This is a genomic window from Streptomyces sp. NPDC002754, from assembly GCF_053592315.1.
Map to the genome: position 1 here is coordinate 932,477 of NZ_JBSFVM010000001.1, position 15,408 is coordinate 947,884.

Annotated in this window: 15 protein-coding genes; 8 read left to right on the forward strand and 7 right to left on the reverse strand. The window is 70.5% G+C overall.

Annotated elements, in window-relative coordinates; genetic code table 11:
- Window positions 1-19: 19 nt before the first annotated feature.
- On the reverse strand, window positions 20-271 hold the full coding sequence (locus tag ACWD2L_RS04490) for a DUF397 domain-containing protein (RefSeq protein WP_351330686.1): 252 nt from the start codon (window positions 269-271) through the stop codon (window positions 20-22).
- The gene (locus tag ACWD2L_RS04495; protein WP_351330684.1) at window positions 268-1,137 is read right to left on the reverse strand and encodes a helix-turn-helix domain-containing protein; all 870 of its coding nucleotides are present in this window, start codon (window positions 1,135-1,137) and stop codon (window positions 268-270) included. Before ACWD2L_RS04495 ends, ACWD2L_RS04490 begins: the two co-directional genes overlap by 4 nt.
- Window positions 1,138-1,453: 316 nt before the next feature.
- Here ACWD2L_RS04495 and ACWD2L_RS04500 point away from each other — a divergent pair, with 316 nt between their 5' ends.
- The gene (locus tag ACWD2L_RS04500) at window positions 1,454-1,912 is read left to right on the forward strand and encodes an ATP-binding protein (RefSeq protein ID WP_351330683.1); all 459 of its coding nucleotides are present in this window, start codon (window positions 1,454-1,456) and stop codon (window positions 1,910-1,912) included.
- 94 nt (window positions 1,913-2,006) lie between these two features.
- Complete coding sequence (locus ACWD2L_RS04505; protein WP_351330681.1) at window positions 2,007-2,384, forward strand: recombinase family protein; 378 nt, start codon at window positions 2,007-2,009, stop codon at window positions 2,382-2,384.
- Here the strand turns inward: ACWD2L_RS04505 and ACWD2L_RS04510 are convergent.
- Together ACWD2L_RS04510 and ACWD2L_RS04515 are read right to left on the reverse strand one after the other, a co-directional pair.
- Window positions 2,359-3,528 (reverse strand): acyl-CoA dehydrogenase family protein, encoded by a 1,170-nt coding sequence (locus ACWD2L_RS04510; RefSeq protein WP_351330679.1) that lies wholly within the window; start codon window positions 3,526-3,528, stop codon window positions 2,359-2,361. The two genes, ACWD2L_RS04505 and ACWD2L_RS04510, sit on opposite strands and share 26 nt — an antisense overlap.
- Before the next feature lie 72 nt (window positions 3,529-3,600).
- Entirely contained in the window at window positions 3,601-4,815 is a 1,215-nt protein-coding gene (locus ACWD2L_RS04515) for a CaiB/BaiF CoA transferase family protein (RefSeq protein ID WP_351330677.1), read from the reverse strand.
- Window positions 4,816-4,935: 120 nt separating this feature from the next.
- On the opposite strand from ACWD2L_RS04515, the gene ACWD2L_RS04520 reads away from it, so the two are divergent.
- The 5 genes from ACWD2L_RS04520 to ACWD2L_RS04540 all read left to right on the forward strand — a co-directional run bounded on the left by ACWD2L_RS04520 (window position 4,936) and on the right by ACWD2L_RS04540 (window position 10,035).
- Window positions 4,936-5,934: a LysR family transcriptional regulator gene (locus ACWD2L_RS04520; protein WP_351330676.1), complete on the forward strand. Its 999-nt coding sequence runs from the start codon at window positions 4,936-4,938 to the stop codon at window positions 5,932-5,934.
- Between the two features lie 47 nt (window positions 5,935-5,981).
- Entirely contained in the window at window positions 5,982-6,794 is an 813-nt protein-coding gene (locus ACWD2L_RS04525; RefSeq protein WP_351330674.1) for an alpha/beta fold hydrolase, read from the forward strand.
- Window positions 6,795-6,956: 162 nt separating this feature from the next.
- On the forward strand, window positions 6,957-8,297 hold the full coding sequence (locus tag ACWD2L_RS04530) for an MFS transporter (protein WP_351330672.1): 1,341 nt from the start codon (window positions 6,957-6,959) through the stop codon (window positions 8,295-8,297).
- 32 nt (window positions 8,298-8,329) lie between these two features.
- The gene (locus ACWD2L_RS04535) at window positions 8,330-9,208 is read left to right on the forward strand and encodes a hypothetical protein (protein WP_351330670.1); all 879 of its coding nucleotides are present in this window, start codon (window positions 8,330-8,332) and stop codon (window positions 9,206-9,208) included.
- Window positions 9,205-10,035, forward strand: coding sequence for an HpcH/HpaI aldolase/citrate lyase family protein (locus ACWD2L_RS04540; RefSeq protein WP_351330668.1), 831 nt, complete (start codon window positions 9,205-9,207; stop codon window positions 10,033-10,035). Before ACWD2L_RS04535 ends, ACWD2L_RS04540 begins: the two co-directional genes overlap by 4 nt.
- A gap of 1 nt (window position 10,036) precedes the next feature.
- On the opposite strand, the gene ACWD2L_RS04545 is transcribed toward ACWD2L_RS04540, so the two are convergent.
- Complete coding sequence (locus ACWD2L_RS04545) at window positions 10,037-11,512, reverse strand: DUF6056 family protein (RefSeq protein WP_351330666.1); 1,476 nt, start codon at window positions 11,510-11,512, stop codon at window positions 10,037-10,039.
- A 225-nt stretch (window positions 11,513-11,737) separates the two neighbouring features.
- On the opposite strand from ACWD2L_RS04545, the gene ACWD2L_RS04550 reads away from it, so the two are divergent.
- The gene (locus ACWD2L_RS04550; RefSeq protein ID WP_351330664.1) at window positions 11,738-13,222 is read left to right on the forward strand and encodes a glycosyltransferase; all 1,485 of its coding nucleotides are present in this window, start codon (window positions 11,738-11,740) and stop codon (window positions 13,220-13,222) included.
- Between the two features lie 24 nt (window positions 13,223-13,246).
- Here ACWD2L_RS04550 and ACWD2L_RS04555 read toward each other — a convergent pair whose 3' ends face one another.
- Together ACWD2L_RS04555 and ACWD2L_RS04560 are read right to left on the reverse strand one after the other, a co-directional pair.
- Window positions 13,247-14,704, reverse strand: a complete 1,458-nt coding sequence (locus ACWD2L_RS04555; protein ID WP_351330663.1) for a sensor histidine kinase — start codon at window positions 14,702-14,704, stop codon at window positions 13,247-13,249.
- A gap of 1 nt (window position 14,705) precedes the next feature.
- Window positions 14,706-15,383, reverse strand: a complete 678-nt coding sequence (locus tag ACWD2L_RS04560) for a response regulator transcription factor (RefSeq protein WP_351330955.1) — start codon at window positions 15,381-15,383, stop codon at window positions 14,706-14,708.
- Between the last annotated feature and the right edge of the window lie 25 nt (window positions 15,384-15,408).

Genomic DNA, 15,408 nt, shown 5'->3' on the forward strand with positions numbered 1-15,408 from the left:
CCCGTCGCCGCCCGCCCGTTCATCCGGCGGCCAGGTGATCGGCCAGGCCCTGCTTGACGCCGCGGACGAACGCGGCGATCTCGTCAGGCGTGTAGATCAGTGCGGGGCCGGCCGGATCGGTCGACTGCCGTACGGCCACGCGGCCGTCGGCGAGCAGTTTCGTCTCGACGCACTGCCCACCGTTGGGCCCGCTCCAGGGACGCTCCCAGCCCTGCTCGCCGAGTTGGCGGGCCGGCATCCCGTTGTAGACGCCCTCTTCGACGACCGTCATGTTGAGTACTCCTTGCGCATACGGTTCAAGAGCGCCCTGCTGTCATCCGACGACGTCAGCAGCGACATACGCGAATGCGCCTCAAGATGGGCGACCACGTCCGCGCGCTGGTCCAAATAGACGGATGCGGACAGGAGTTCGCTGTAGACGATGTCGGGCAGCTCGGGTTCCTCGAACCGGAAGTACGTGAACGGGGCGCAAGCCCCCACATGCGCGCCCGCGGAGAAGGGCACGACGTCCAGGCTGATGTGGGCGAGTTCGGACAAGTCCAGGAGGCGCTCGATCTGCTCCCGCATCACGTCGGCGCTGCCCACCTCCTTGTGCAGGACGGCCTCCTCCATGACCACCCACAGCGTGGGGGCGTCCTCCTTGTCCAGGAGGCCCTGGCGGCGCAGCCGCAGCTCCACGCGGCGATCGAGGTCCTCCTCGCTGCCGTTCGGCAGTCCGCCGCGCAGCACCGCGCGCGCGTAGTCGGGGGTCTGCAAGAGGCCCGTGACGTACTGGGGTTCGTAGGTGCGCAGAGTCTTGGCGTCGGTCTCCAGGCTGACGTAGGCGGTGAACCAGCCGGGGACGGCGTCCCGGTAGGAGTGCCACCAGCCCGGCTCGTTGGCCCGCTCGGCCAGGTCGACGAACTCGTCTATCTCCTGGCGGTCCGCGCCGAAGGTCTCCAGGAGCTTCTCCACGTAGAGAGGCTTCAGGGCGACTTCGGCCTTTTCGAGCCGACGGATCGTCAGCGTTTTCACACGTAGAGCTCTTGCCGCGTCCTCCAACGAGGCACCGGCAGCCAGTCGCATGTCCTGCAGCCGGCGGCCGAGGATCATGCGCAGCACTGTCGGTGCGCTGGTACCAGAACGGGCCTCACTCACGCCCAACCTCCTGAGAGTTCATCAACAAGACCATTCTTGCAGCGACTTGATGATGACGCCAGAGTGATACCCCGCAAGATGAAATTATCAGGGAGTCGGTTGCAGCGTGAGCACGATCACGCGCATAGTTGCACTGTGAGCGGTCAAGTCACGGCTCTGACGCAGCATCCGCCCCTGCGGGGACCCGCGATGCCGATGCCGTCGTGGGCGTCCCACCCCGGGGTGCCCGCCTGGGCCTGCGCCGCTCACAGCTCGAGCTGTAGCCCGCACCCCCACACCGCGCCCGCCCCGCGGAAGGCACTGGAAGGCGACATTCGTGACTCTCCCCACGCCCCTGGCCCCGGCACCGTCCCCCGCCTTAGCCACCACCGCGCCCGGCCGGGAGTTCTGGTTCGGGCTGCCCGCGCTGCGCACGAGCGCGAGATCGGCCCGCGACACCGTGCGGGAGCGGCTCCGATCCTGGCAGGTGCCCGGCGACACCTGTTGCGACGCGGTGCTGCTGGTGTCCGAGCTGACCACGAACGCGCTGCTGCACACCGACAGCGACCAGGTCCTGTGCGGCCTCAAACTGACCGGGGACGAGCGGAGTCTGCGGATCGAACTCCACGACGAGAACCCGACTCCGGTCCAGCAGCCCGAGCGCCGTGCCGGACCCGGCGAGGAGGGCGGGCGGGGCCTGTTCCTCGTCCAGCAGCTCGCGGACCGCTGGGGCTCGGCGCGCTCGACACGGGCCGAAGGAAAGGTCGTCTGGGCCGAGTTGACGGCCTTTTCCTGAGCCCATGGAGACCGGCAGGGGCCGCCCGGCCCCGCCCTTTCACCTTCGCGCGGCGAGGAATCCATTCTCCTCGATCCATCTACAGGAGGCGCCCATGACCCCCCACGTCGACACCGCTTCACCGGCCGTGCTGTACGTATGTGCCGACCGGGCCCCGGGCGCTTCCGGGGCGGCCGTGCAGTGCGCGCAGACCGAAGGCCGCGCGTTCGCCCAGGAGCGCGGCCTGACGATCGCCGAGGTCGTCACCGACACCTACGGCGAGCCGGACCCGGCCCGCCGCACCGGCTGGCGCCGGGTGCGGCAGCTGGTGCAGACCGGCGACGTCACCGCGGTCCTGGTCCGGTGGCCCAGCGCCATCGCCCCGGAGTCCGCGCACGAACTGCGGCACAGAGAGACCAGCTGGCTCCAGGACCACGGCGTGCGCGTCCGCTACACCTGGGCCCCTCTTACGAGTCCAGGCCCCCTCGCTTGACGAGCTGAGCCGCGATCACGTTCCGCTGGATCTCGTTCGTGCCCTCGCCGACGATCATCAGCGGCGCGTCGCGGAAGTAGCGTTCGACGTCGTACTCGGTGGAGTAGCCGTAACCGCCGTGAATACGCACGGCGTTGAGCGCGATCTCCATCGCCGCCTCGGACGCGTACAGCTTCGCCATCCCCGCCTCCATGTCGACCCGACGGCCCGCGTCGTACTCCCGGGCCGCGTGCAGGGTCAGCTGGCGGGCCGCGGTCAGCTTGGTGGCCATGTCGGCCAGGTAGTGGCCGATCGCCTGATGCTGCCAGATCGGCTTGCCGAACGACTCCCGCTCCTGCGCGTAGGCGAGCGAGTCCTCCAGAGCGGCACGGCCGACGCCGAGTGCGCGTGAGGCGACCTGTAGACGGCCGGTCTCCAGGCCCTTCATCATCTGGCCGAACCCCTGGCCCTCCGCCCCGCCGAGGACACTGCCGGCGGCGGCGACGTACCCCTCGAAGGACAGCTCGCAGCTCTCGACGCCCTTGTAGCCCAGCTTGGGCAGATCACGGGAGACGGTCAGGCCGGGACCGTGCTCGACGAGCAGGATCGAGATGCCCCGGTGGGTCGGCGCGGCGTCCGGGTCGGTCTTGCACAGCAGGGCGATGAGGCCGGAGCGGCGGGAGTTGGTGATCCACGTCTTGGAACCGTTCACGGCATACGTGCCGTCGTCCTGGCGGCGGGCCGTGGTGCGCATCGCCTGGAGGTCGCTGCCGCCGCCCGGCTCGGTCAGCGCCATCGTGGCGCGCAGCTCGCCGGTCGCCATGCGGGGCAGATACGCCGCCTTCTGCTCCTCGGTCCCGTACAGGGTGAGCAGCTTGGCGACGACGGTGTGGCCGCCCATGGCGCCCGCGAGGCTCATCCAGCCGCGTGCGAGCTCCTCAGTGATCAGGACGTAGGCGGGCATGGAGACCGGGGTGCCGCCGAACTCCTCCGGGACGGCGAGCCCGAAGATGCCCATCTCCTTCATCTGTTCGATGAGGGCTTCCGGATAGGTGTTGGAGTGGTCCAACTCCTGCGCGACCGGCTTGACGTGCTTGTCGACGAAGTCGTGCACGGTCTCGACGACGAACCGTTCGTCGGTGTCCAGGGCGTCCAGGGTGCTCACGGGTTCTTCTCCTCTGCTTGCTGTCTTGTCGCGGTGTCCGGGGAGGGGCGGCGTGCGATCGTGCCCGCGGTGTCAGATCGCGCCTGCCGCGCGCAGGCTCGCGATCTGCTCGGCGGTGCGTCCCCGCTCCGCCAGGAGTCGTTCGGTGTGCTCGCCGAGGGCGGGGACCGGGTCCATCCGCGGGGCGATTCCGGCCAGGTCCGCCGGGGGACGCAGCGCCTGGACGGCGCCGCCGGGCGTGCCGACCTCGTGCCAGCGCCCACGTTCCGCGAGAACCGGGTGGTCGAGGAACTCGGCGACGTCGTTGACGCCCGCGTTCGCGATGCCCGCCGCGTCGAGCGCCTCGGCGGCGTCGGCGCCGTCGCACCGCAGGAAGCGCTCGGCGATGATGACGTTCAGCTCGTCGCGGTGGGTGACGCGCTCGGAGCCGGTGGCGAAGCGCGGGTCCGTGGTCAACTCCGGCTGCTCAAGGAACTGTTCGCACAGCGCTTGCCACTCGCGTTCGTTCTGTACGGAGATCAGGATCTGCTTGCCGTCGCGGGCGGTGTAGGCGCCGTACGGGGCGATGGTGGCGTGCTGGGTGCCGATGCGCGGCGGCTGCGTCCCGCCGTAGCGGGTGTAGTTGGCGGGCTGGCCCATCCACTCCGCGAGCGCCTCGAACAGCGACACCTCCACCGCGCGCGCGACACCTGTGGTCGCGCGGGTGAACAGGGCGGTGAGGATGCCGGTGTACGCATACATCCCGGCGGCGATGTCGGCGATCGACACACCCGCCCGCGCGGCCTCCCGCGCCGTGCCGGTGAGCGAGACCAGGCCGGTCTGGCACTGCACCAGCATGTCGTACGCCTTGCGGTCGGCCCAGGGGCCGCTGGTGCCGTAGCCGGAGACGGTGCACGGGATCAGGCGCGGGTACTTCGCGGCCAGCGCGGCCGTGTCCAGGCCGAGGCGGGCGGCGGCGCCCGGTCCGAGGTTCTGCACGAACACATCGGCGTCCGCGAGGAGTTCGTCGAGGACCTCGCGTCCTGCCGGTGACTTCACATCCAGTGTCAGCGACTCCTTGCCGCGGTTCAGCCAGACGAAATAGCTCGACTCGCCGTGCACGGTGGTGTCGTAGCGGCGGGCGAAGTCGCCGCCGTCGGGCCGCTCCACCTTGATGACACGGGCGCCGAGGTCGGCCAGCTGGCGGGTGGCGTAGGGGGCGGCCACGGCCTGTTCGAGGCTGACGACGGTGATCCCGGACAGCGGGTGCTGCGGCGGCGCGGCGGCGCGATCGGTCGGCCCTGTCATGCGGTGACCTCCAGGTGCGAGGGTGGTCATGTGGGGTGCACGGGGCGCCGGGCGGCGGCAGCTCCGTGACGACTAACATCATGGGTCTTCATGGCAATGCTCGGGAAATAGCAAATCGTGATGCCGTCATGCGTGGCGCGGATGGCAGGGGAGGGGCGGGGCGAGTTGGACATCAAACAGCTCAAGGCGCTGGTGACGGTGGCCGAGGTGGGCAGTGTCACGCGGGCCGCGACGGTCCTGCACCTCGTGCAGCCCGCCGTCACCCGCCAGATCCGCACCCTGGAGGAGGAGTTGGGTGTGCCGCTCTTCGAGCGGACCCGGCAGGGCATGCGGCCGACCGAGGCCGGGGCGGTCGTCGTGGGGCGGGCCAGGCGGGCGCTGTACGAGCTGGAGCGGGCCCGCGCGGAAGTGCGGCCGACGCCCGGTGAGGTGTCCGGCATCGTGACCGTCGGCCTGCTGGAGAGCACCCTCGGACTGCTCGCGGAGCCCTTGGTGACGGCCATGCGCGAGGCCCATCCGGGGGTGCAGCTGAGGGTGCTGACCGCGTACTCGGGCCATCTGCAGCAGTGGCTCGACGACGGCGACCTCGATCTGTCGCTGCTCTACAACCTCGACAGCGCGCCCTCCCTGAACGTACGGCCCCTGGTGCGCGAGCGGCTGTGGGTGGCGGCCCCGCCGTCGGCCGGGCTGAGCGCCGAGCGCCCGGTCCCGTTCGCCGAGGCGGCGGCGCGCCCCTTGGTGATGCCGACGTCCGGGCACGCGCTGCGCGCGCTCATCGAATCGGCGGCGGCCCGCGCCGGCGTCCGCATCGAGGTGGCGGCGCAGACCAACTCGATGCCCGTACAGAAGCAGCTCGCGCGGGCCGGACACGGCTGGACCGTACTGCCCGGAGTGGGCGTCGCCGAGGATGTCGCGGCCGGTGAGCTCAGCGCGGCGCCGCTGTGCGAGCCCGCCGCATGGCGCTCCATCGTGCTGGGCACACCCCGCACCGGGCGCACACCACCCGCGGTGAACGTCGTCGCGCTGGAGCTCGTGCGCCAGGTCAACGCCGCCGTGAAGAGCGGCAGATGGCCCTCGGCGCGGCTTCCCGAGGCGGAGGACGAGGCGGCGAAACGATGACACCAGACGACCACGAAACCTTCCACGATCAGCAACCCAGGAGAACCATGCCGGACACCGACCGCCTCGAAGCCACCACGTCGGCCGCCGACGGCACCACCCTCGCCTACCAGACACGTGGCACCGGACACCCGCTCGTCCTCCTCGCCGGACAGGCCAACAACCACCACTGGTGGGACGCGGTGCGCGACGATTTCCACCAGGCCCGTCGCACCATCACCGTCGACTACCGGGGCACGGGTGACAGTGGCAAGCCCGAGGCCCAAGACGGGTATTCCACCTGGCAGTTCGCGGACGACGTGATCGCCGTGCTCGACGCGCTGGGCATCGAGCGCGCCGACCTGTACGGCACTTCCATGGGCGGCCGGGTCGCGCAGTGGGCCGCCGCACGGCACCCCGGGCGGATCCGGCGGCTCGTCCTCGGCTGCACGTCGCCCGGCGGGTTGCACGCCGTGGAGCGGGACCAGGAGGTGCGCCGCGCGCTGACCCGCACCGAACCGGGCGCCGCCGAGGAGGCGCTGACCGACCTCATGTACACACCCGCCTGGCGCGCCGCCCACCCCGGCCCGTACGGCACGCTCGGTGACCCCGGCATGCCGCCGCACGCCCGCCGCGGCCACCTCCGCGCCAGCACCGGCCACGACGCGTGGGACGCGCTGCCGTACATCATGGCGCCCACCCTCATCCTGCACGGCGAACAGGACCGGCTCACCCCGCCGGACAATGTGCCGCTGCTCGCCTCCCGCATCCCCGACGCCACGACGCGACTGTTCCCCGACGCGCGCCACGCCTACTTCGAGGAGTGCCGTGAGGAGGCCGGGGAGATGGTCCTCGCGTTTCTCAAGGGGGCTCCGATGTAAGGGAACCCGGTGGACCGCCGTGCCCGCCGACTCCCATGCGCCGACAGCATGGACGCATCACGAGTTTCTATTGTTCCGCATCCCACATCAGCGCTCATGATGAGTGGCGTTTTGAGCCGCCCGACCACCGCGTATCGAGCACTGAGTACGGAGACGCCACGGATGAGTCAGACACCAGCATCGAGCCCACCCTCCCGCGTCACCGCGAACGTCGTGCGCGGCTGTCTGGGCAACCTCATCGAGTGGTACGACTGGTTCGCCTACGCCACCTTCAGCGTCTACTTCGCACCGGTGTTCTTCCCTGAGGGCAGCCGGACCGCCCAACTCCTGTCCACCGCCGTGGTGTTCGCGGTCGGCTTCCTGATGCGCCCGCTCGGCGGCTGGCTGCTCGGCGCCTACGCGGACCGGTTCGGTCGACGCCGGGCACTGACCCTCTCCGTGCTGCTGATGAGCGCCGGGTCCCTCGTCATCGCCCTGTCGCCGAGACATGATGTCATCGGCCTGTGGGCGCCCGCCCTCCTCGTCGTGGCGCGGCTGGCCCAGGGACTTTCTGTCGGCGGCGAGTTCGGCTCCAGCGCCTCCTACCTCTCCGAGGTGGCGCCTCCCGGACGGCGCGGCTTCTACTCCAGCTTCCAGTACGTGTCCATCGTGCTCGGCCAGCTCTCCGCCCTGCTCGTGGCGATCGTCCTGCAGAACTCACTCACCGAAGCCCAACTGGCCGACTGGGGCTGGCGCATCCCCTTCGTCGTCGGGGCGGTGGCCGGACTCACCGTCATGTACCTGCGGCGCACCATGGAGGAGTCCGCGCACTTCCAGAAGGAGCAGGCCCGCGCCACCGAGGGCGAACGCAAGGGGCTCTTCGCCCTGTTCAAGGAGTACCCGCGCCAACTGCTCGCCGTGTTCGGCCTCGCCATCGGCGGCACCGTCGCCTTCTACACGTACACCACCTATCTGCAGAAGTACCTCGTGAACACCGCGGGCATCCCCCAGTCGACCGTCACGGTCATCGGCTTCGCCGCCCTCTTCGTGTACATGCTGCTGCAACCGCTGATCGGCGCGCTGTCCGACCGGGTGGGCCGGCGGCCCGTCATGTTCGGCTTCTCGATCGGCTGCATGGTGCTCACGGTCCCCGTGATGACCTTCCTGGGACACACCGGCAACCCGTGGGTCGCCTTCCTCCTGATGACCCTCGCCCTCGCCTTCGTCACCGGGTACTCGGCCCTCGCCGCCATCGTCAAGGCCGAGATGTTCCCCACCAAGGTGCGCGCCCTGGGCGTCGGCCTCCCGCACGCCCTTGTCACCGCCACCTTCGGTGGACTGACCGAGCCGATCGCGCTGGCCCTCAAGCAGAACGGGCACGAGACCGTCTTCTTCTGGTACGTCACCGGGTGTGTCGGCCTCACACTGCTGGCCACGTTCCTCGTGCGCGAACCGTCCCGCGACTCCCAGCTGGAGACCGAACCGGCCGCCACCGCCAAGCCCTCCGCCACGACCCCCGCGTGACATCCGCCCCTCAACGGAAGGCAAGCCCCGCCATGGAACCCGCCGCCTCCACACCGTCCCTCGGCTCCTACGTGGAGTCCTGGGCGCCCTCCGCGACGACGGACGAGGACACCCTGCCCCCGGGCCCGGCCGCCGCCCTCTCGGCCGTCCTCGACCTGCCCGAACCGGCCGCCAAGTCGGGGGACGTGCTGCCCCCGCTGTGGCAGTGGCTGTACTTCCTGGAGTGGCCGGCGCAGAGCGAACTCGGCCCCGACGGACACCTCGCCGACGCCCGCTTCCTGCCGCCGATCCCCGACCGGCAGCGCATGTTCGCGGGCGGCCGCGTGAACGTAGAGGAGCCGCTGCGCCTCGGCGAACCGGCCGAACGCATCTGCAGCCTCGCCTCCGTCACACCCAAGAGCGGCCGCAGCGGCGAGCTGCTCTTCGTCACGGAGCGCCGCGAGTTCCGCCAGGCGGGCCGCACCTGCCTCGTCGAGGAGCAGGACATCGTCTACCGCTCGGGCCGCAGCGCGGCGGCCGGCCACCCCACCACGGTCGACGCCGCGACCCTCCCGCACTCCGAGGCGCCGTGGCAACTACGCGCCCAGCCGGACGAGCGCCAGCTGTTCCGGGTGAGCGCCCTGACCGCGAACGCCCACCGCATCCACTACGACGCCCCCTACTGCCGCGACGTCGAGGGCTACCCGGGCCTCGTCGTCCACGGCCCGCTCCTCGCGCTGCTGATGCTGGACCTGGTGCGTCGCAACGCGCCGCAGCGGCAGGTGAGCTCACTCTCCTACCGCCTGCACCGCCCCGCCTTCGCGGGGGAACACCTGCTGGCCACGGGGGTCCCTGAGGGCGAGCACGCCCAACTCGCCGTCGCCACGCACCGGGAGGCGCGGCACGCCTCCGCGGAGGTGACCTTCGTATGACCGACGCATTCGACGAGGGCCGCGCGGCGACAACAGCCGCGCGCAGCCTCCTCTTCGTCCCCGGCGACCGCCCCGACCGCTACGCCAAGGCGCACGCCTCCGGCGCCGACCTGGTCATCATCGACCTTGAGGACGCGGTCGCCCCTGCCGACAAGGACGCGGCGCGCGCACATGCCGCCGCCTGGCTGATCGCGGGCCGCCGCCCGGTCGTGCGCGTCAACGCCCCCGGCACCCCCTGGTCCGAGGACGACCTGGCCATGGCGGCGGAACACGGCTGCCCGGTGATGGTGCCCAAGTCCGAGGATCCGGAGGCCCTTTCGGACATCGCGGCGCGGACCGCAGGGCGCTGCCCGCTCGTCGCCCTCATCGAGACCGCGCGCGGGGTGCTGCGCGCCCACGAGGTGAGCCGGGTGCCGGGCGTGGTGCGTCTCGCCTTCGGCAACGTGGATCTCGCCGCCGACCTCGGCGTCGCGCACGACGACCACCTAGCGCTGGCACACGCCCGCTCACAGGTGGTGCTCGCGGCAGCGGCCGCCGGCCTGTGCCCGCCGATCGACGGAGTCACCACCGGCGTACGGGACGCCGACGCCCTCGCCGCCGATGTCACGCACGGGCGCCGTCTCGGATTCGCGGGCAAGCTGTGCATCCACCCGGCCCAACTCCCTGCCGTGGCGGCAGGGTTCGCGCCCACCGAAGCCGAACTGACCTGGGCGCGCTCCGTACTTGCCGTGGGAGACACCGTCACCACCGTCGACGGACAGATGGTCGACAAGCCCGTCCTGGAACGGGCCCGACGCCTCCTGGGCCGGGCCGGGCGGACGGGCTGAGTCACGGCAACTCGTGGGCCTGCTCGATGCGTTGCACGCCGTAATAGGTGGCAATGCAGGAAGCGGGCCACGTCGCCCTCCCGCCGTGCCGGAACGGCTCGGTCATCCTGCTCTGGGGGAGCCGCTTGTACGGCAGGACCTCGGCGCCGGTCGCGGCCAGACCGCGCATCCAGCGGTCCTGGCGGTCCCAGTCCTGGGCATGCGCCTGCATCGTGGTCCCGAGGCCCGCGAGTGACGCCGTCAGGGCGACGCACACGACGGCGTACAGCACGCCCCCGGCGGCCAGAACCGGCGCCGTCCGCCGCACCCGGCCCCGCACGCCGTGCCCGGCGAGGGCGCCGACGAAGACGAGGAACAGGAGGTACAGCAGCAGGTAGTCGTTCCACAGGCGGGTCGACGACACCATGTGGTGCTTGAACACGGGGTACGTGATGACCGTGCACACGTAGCCGGAGACGAGCAGCGCGCCGACACCCGCGGCCAGGACCGGCAGCTGCTTCCTTGCGGGCGCGACCCGGCCCATGACGCCGGGGGACACCACGCCCACGACGACACCCACCACGACGGCTCCCAGGTACCACCAGGTCGTGAGCACCGTGGCGGCGATCTCGAGGAAGCCGTGCAGGGCGCCCAGCAGCGAGTCGGGGGTGAACATCGTCGACGCGTGCTTGCGCTCGCGGCGGCGCGTGGCACCGGGGGAGGTGTAGAGGATCAGCGTGCCGAGCACGATGCTTGCGATGCCGGCCGTGCAGCACAGGCGCAGGAACCGCCGCCGTGCTCCAGGGAAGACACGGCCGCTGATCAGCAACGCGCACGCCAGGACAGTCAGCGCGACGACGCTCGTCTCCTCCGACACGAGCCCCAGGAACACCCCCGCGAGGGCGACCGTGCCCAGCGCGAGAAACTTGCCGCGCCGTGATGTCGCGCGCAGCACGGGGACGGCCGCCGCGCAGACGAACACCGGCGGCAGGGTGTGCGAGACGGAGGCGGCCGGCCAGTAGAACGTCTTGTACGTGTTGGGGGAGCCGAAGAGGAACAAGGCCGTCACCATGGCCGCCACCAGAAGCGGCACACCCCGGGGGACTCGCAGCCGTGCGGCACGCAGCACGGCGGCCGTGAAGGCCCACAGGAGCACGAGTACGAGCACACCACTGACCGGCGCGAACCACTGCTGGCCCGCCTCACCGAAACGCGCATACGCCCACACCAGCACGGCGTTGACGATCCGTCCGTTGTCATGGAGGTAGAACTTCTCCACTATGGCGGGCAGTCCGCCGTCCTGGACCACCGGCAGGAAACACCAGTCGTCCCCGCCGGTGCGCACCAGGCGTGCGTTCCACGCGGCGTAGCCGAGCGCGGCCAGCGGCAGCAGGGAGAGAATCCCCAGCGGTGCGGCCGTCCGCCACCATGCCGTCCGTTCCTCCGGAGCGACATCGGCTCGCTCGTCTCGAACAGCCTTCTCCGGTGCGTGCACCACAGGCCGCCCCTTCTCGGTCGGTGCCGGGAAAGAATCTCCCGCGGCACGAAAATACGGTTTGCAGTGTGCTGGCGTTCGGTTTCGCCGGTCCGCCTGATCGAAAGATAACGCGGTACGGGTTGCTCCCGGCGCGTTCGGCCTGCCTTCTTACCGTTGTCTTGACCTGATGGGTCATGGTGGTGGCCGTAGTCGCAAATGCTGGAATCACACCTGCCGGGGTGGCGAATGGAAGCGTGCCAGATCTCAGTTGTTGTGCCGTGCTTCAATGAGGAAGAAGTGATCAACACATTCCACTGTGCGTTGATGGATGTCCTGGAAGGAACGGGGCGCTCCTTCGAGATCTGTTACGTCGACGACGGGAGCCGCGACACCACCCGTGCCCAACTGCGCGCCCTGGCCGCCGAGGACCATCGCGTCCGCTACACATCCTTCAGTAGGAATTTCGGCAAGGAAGCGGCCATGCTCGCGGGCCTTCGCATGTCACGCGGTGCCTCCGTGGCCCTCATGGACGCCGATCTGCAGCACCCCCCAGGTCTCCTGTACCGGATGCTGGAACTGCGCCGACACGGCTACGACCAGGTCGTTGCCCGCCGGGACCGGTCCGGCGAGGGACTGCTGCGAAGGACCGTCAGCTCGGCGTACTACCAGGCCATGGGACGCTGCATGGACGTCGATGTCGTCGACGGCGAGGGGGACTTCAGACTGCTGTCGCGGCGTGCCGTCGACGCGGTGCTCGCCCTGCCGGAAACCAACCGGTTCTCCAAGGGAATCTTCTCCTGGATCGGCTTCGACACCGTCAGTTTCACCTACCACAATGTCAACCGCGCCGCGGGCCGGTCGAAATGGGGCGGACGGCGCCTCCTCAACTACGGGATCGACGGACTGATCTCCTTCAACAGCCGTCCGCTGCGCGTGGTCATCTACATGGGCCTTGGGCTTGCTTTCGCCGCGTTCGCGTATGCGCTGTGGATCGCCGCCAATGTGGTCATGCACGGAGTGGACGTACCCGGATTCGCCACATTGCTGATCGCCATTGTGGCCCTGGGGGGAATCCAGCTCGCCACGCTCGGTGTCATCGGTGAATACGTGGGCCGGATCTACGGTGAGACAAAGCGCCGCCCGCCCTATGTGGTGCGCGAGACCGAGGAGAAGGTGAGCGGGGGCGGTACCGTGCCCGCTCCCGGAAGTGAACTCCCGCTCACCGTGGACGTGATCGTCCGGCCGACGGAGCCGGTCCGGTCAACGGCCGGTCTGCGGACCTTCCGGCAGTTCGTCGTCTTCGGCCTGATCGGCATCGTCAACACCGCCGTGTACATGGCCGTCTACGTGTCGCTCAACCGCCTGATCCCGTATCTGATCGCGCACGTCATCGGGTTCATGGTCAGCGTCGTCGGTTCCTTCCTGCTGAACAGCTACATCACCTGCCGCACGAAGCCGACCTGGCAGGGCTTCTTCCGCTTCCCCTTGTCGAGCCTCGTGAACATGGTGTGCAGCGGCGCTCTCCTCTACCTCGGCGTGCACTCGCTGGGGACGGACAAGAACATCACGGCGCTGGTCGCGGGCGTACTGGCCACGCCCCTCTCGTTCGTCATCGCCCGCTGGGCCATCAACTCCGGCAGCGCACACGTCCGGCAGCAGGAGCCCAACTGGACACCGATGGCCGAGAGTTCGTCCGACCAGTTGAGGCAGAAGGAGCACCAAAGCCTGTGAGAGGGCGGCGCGCCGCCCCACGGCTCAGTCCGGTGCCGCCTCGCGGGCCGTGAAGCCGATCACCGCGCCGCCGCCGTCCCGCCGCGCCGCGAACGGCACGCCGCCGTGGGCCGCCGCCGCCTCCCGCACGATGGAGAGCCCGAGCCCCGAACCGGGGTGGCTGCGCGCGGCGGGGGCCCGGTAGAAGCGGTCGAAGATGCGCTCCGTGTCGACCTCGGCGAGACCGGGGCCCCGGTCGAGGACCTCCATACGGACCCCGGCGCCCGGAATGCGGGTGACGGTGATCTCGATCGGGGCGGAGCCGTCGGCGTCGAACTTGGCTGCGTTCTCCACCAGGTTGGTCAGGGCGCGCTGCAACTGGGCGGGGCGGCCCGTGATCGTCGTGTCCGGATCGGCGCCTACGGTGACCGTGCGGCCGGTGCGGCGGCGGGCCAGGACCGCGATGTCCTCGGCGATCTCCGCGAGCGACACGTCGACGGGTGACTCGTCGTCCTGGTGGCCCGCCGCGAGGTTCACCAACTCGTTGACCAGATCGGTCAGTTCGCGGGACTCGTCGGTCAGGTCGGTCACCAGCTCGTCGCGGGACGCGGGCGGCAGCTCGTCGATGCGGCGCAGGAGGGAGATGTTCGTCCGCAGCGAGGTGAGCGGTGTGCGCAGTTCGTGGCCGGCGTCCTGCGCCAGGCGGCGCTGGTCGTCCTTGGAACGGGCGAGCCGGCCGAGCATCCGGTCGAAGGAGCGGCCCAGGCTGCCCACCTCGTCCCTGCCGGTCACCGGCACCGCGACGTCCAGGCGCCCGGTCGACGCCACGCGCTCGGCGGTCTCGGCGAGGCGCACGAGGCGCGAGGTGATGCGGCGCGCCAGCCACCAGCCGAACAGGCCCGCCGCGAGGACGACCGCGGCGGCGAACAGCAACGTGCGCTTCTGCAGCTCCCGCAGCAGGTCCTCGGTGTCGCTGAACTCCTGCGCCACCTGCACCGCGCCGCGTCCGTCACCCAGCGCGACCGTCGCCATCCGGTACTCGTCGTCGGCGACCGGCACGTCGTCGTCCTCGACGTGGGAACCGGCGGTGTCCGCGTCGGCGATCCGGCGGGCATCGGAGTCGACCGGGAGCGGCGGACTGCCCTTGTCGATCAGTGTGCCACCGGGGCCGAGGATCTGGACGTCGGTGCCTACGGGGCGGGTCAGGTCGTCGCGGGGGCCGTCGTGGTCCGGGTCGGCGGAGGTGAAGTCGCCTGGTGTGAGGGCCTGTTGGCGCACCTGGGAGCGCAGATCGTGCACGACCTCGTCGAACACGGCCTCCTGGTCGACGCGGACGAGGCGGGCGGCGGAGTCGTAGGACAGGACGCCGACCAGTGCGGTGACACCGGCCGCGACGAGGGCGAACGCTATGGCGAGCGTCGTGCGCAGGCTGCGGGCCCGCCACCGCTTGGGCCGCCGGCCCACGGGCACAGCTCTCTCCCCGGTGCCTTCGGGCTCCCGCATCTCACGCCTCCCGCAGGACGTATCCGACGCCCCGGACGGTGTGGATGAGGGGCGGGCCGTCCGGTTCCTCGACCTTACGGCGCAGATAGCCGACGTACACGGCGAGGTTCTTGGAGCCCGGCCCGAAGTCGTAGCCCCAGATCCGGTCGTAGATGGTGGCGTGGTCGAGGACGATGCCGCTGTTGCGGGCGAGGAGTTCGAGGAGGTCGAACTCGGTTCGGGTGAGCTCGAGTTCGCGGCTGCCGCGCCAGGCACGCCGGGCGGCGGGGTCGATGCGCAGGTCGGCGGCGGTGATCCGGTGGTCGGCCGGCTCGTCGGGGACGGGAGCGGTGCGGCGCAGGAGGGCGCGCAGGCGGGCGAAGACCTCTTCGACGTCGAAGGGCTTGGCGACGTAGTCGTCCGCGCCCGCGTCGAGCCCCGCGATCCGGTCGGGGGTCTCGACGAGAGCGGTGAGCATGAGGATCGGCGTGCGGTCGCCCTCGGCGCGCAGCACGCGGCACACCTGCAGGCCGTCGATGCCGGGCATCATCACGTCCAGGACGAGGATGTCGGGGCGGGCACGGTGTGCGGCGGCCAGGGCCTCGACACCGTCGGCGACGGCGGTGACGGTGTAGCCCTCCAGGGTCAGGGCGCGTTCGAGGGCGTGCCGGATCGCCCGGTCGTCCTCGGCGAGCAGCACCGCGGGCGCGAGCGCCTCGGACGGC

Excerpts from the sequence above, each read along its gene's own strand:
- ACWD2L_RS04490 (WP_351330686.1), bottom strand. The coding sequence starts at position 271 with ATGACGGTCGTCGAAGAGGGCGTCTACAACGGGATGCCGGCCCGCCAA.
- ACWD2L_RS04505 (WP_351330681.1), top strand. The coding sequence starts at position 2,007 with ATGACCCCCCACGTCGACACCGCTTCACCGGCCGTGCTGTACGTATGT.
- ACWD2L_RS04515 (WP_351330677.1), bottom strand. The coding sequence starts at position 4,815 with ATGACAGGGCCGACCGATCGCGCCGCCGCGCCGCCGCAGCACCCGCTG.
- ACWD2L_RS04520 (WP_351330676.1), top strand. The coding sequence starts at position 4,936 with ATGCCGTCATGCGTGGCGCGGATGGCAGGGGAGGGGCGGGGCGAGTTG.
- ACWD2L_RS04525 (WP_351330674.1), top strand. The coding sequence starts at position 5,982 with ATGCCGGACACCGACCGCCTCGAAGCCACCACGTCGGCCGCCGACGGC.
- ACWD2L_RS04530 (WP_351330672.1), top strand. The coding sequence starts at position 6,957 with ATGAGTCAGACACCAGCATCGAGCCCACCCTCCCGCGTCACCGCGAAC.
- ACWD2L_RS04535 (WP_351330670.1), top strand. The coding sequence starts at position 8,330 with ATGGAACCCGCCGCCTCCACACCGTCCCTCGGCTCCTACGTGGAGTCC.
- ACWD2L_RS04540 (WP_351330668.1), top strand. The coding sequence starts at position 9,205 with ATGACCGACGCATTCGACGAGGGCCGCGCGGCGACAACAGCCGCGCGC.
- ACWD2L_RS04550 (WP_351330664.1), top strand. The coding sequence starts at position 11,738 with ATGGAAGCGTGCCAGATCTCAGTTGTTGTGCCGTGCTTCAATGAGGAA.
- ACWD2L_RS04555 (WP_351330663.1), bottom strand. The coding sequence starts at position 14,704 with ATGCGGGAGCCCGAAGGCACCGGGGAGAGAGCTGTGCCCGTGGGCCGG.